Below are 582 nucleotides of genomic sequence, written 5' to 3' on the forward strand. Positions count from 1 at the left end.
GACATGCGCGCCTGATAGCGCCAGCTGCGCGGTCTTGCCGCCCGGGGCGGCGCAGAGATCGGCGATGGATTTGCCTTTGATGTCGCCGAACAGCCGGGCGGGCAGCGCGGCGGCGGCATCCTGCACCCACCATTGTCCCTCGGCGAAGCCGGGCAGCATGGTCACCGAGCCGTGCAGCAGCATCCGCACCGTCCCGGTCGGCAGCGTCTCGCCATGCAGGCGGCTCGCCCATTGCTCGGCATCCGACTTCACGGTGAGATCGAGCGAGGGCTCGTGGCCGAGCGCCAGCGCCATGTCTCGTGCGGTCGCCTCGCCATAATGCGCGCTCCAGCGCGCGAGCAGCCATGGCGGCAGGTCCAGCGATTGCGCGGTAACTTCCTCGACCAGCGCCTTGCCCTCGCGCGCGCAGCGGCGCAGCACGGCATTGACGAGGCCCGCATAACGCGCGGCGCGCCGGTCGGATTGCACCAGGCGAACGGAGAGGTCGACGGCCGCGTGATCCGGCACGTCCATCCAGAGGATCTGCGCCGCGCCGATCAGGAGCGCGCTCTGCGCGCGCGGCGCCTCGGAGGGAATGCCCTT

At 71.0% G+C, this 582-nt stretch carries 1 protein-coding gene; it reads right to left on the bottom strand.

From position 1 onward, the window contains the following. On the bottom strand, positions 1-582 hold a 582-nt coding region (locus tag MOV74_RS39935), incomplete at both ends, for a transcription antitermination factor NusB (protein WP_309486897.1).

It is taken from the genome of Bradyrhizobium sp. SHOUNA76, from assembly GCF_023006445.1.
Taxonomy (GTDB): Bacteria; Pseudomonadota; Alphaproteobacteria; order Rhizobiales; family Xanthobacteraceae; genus Bradyrhizobium.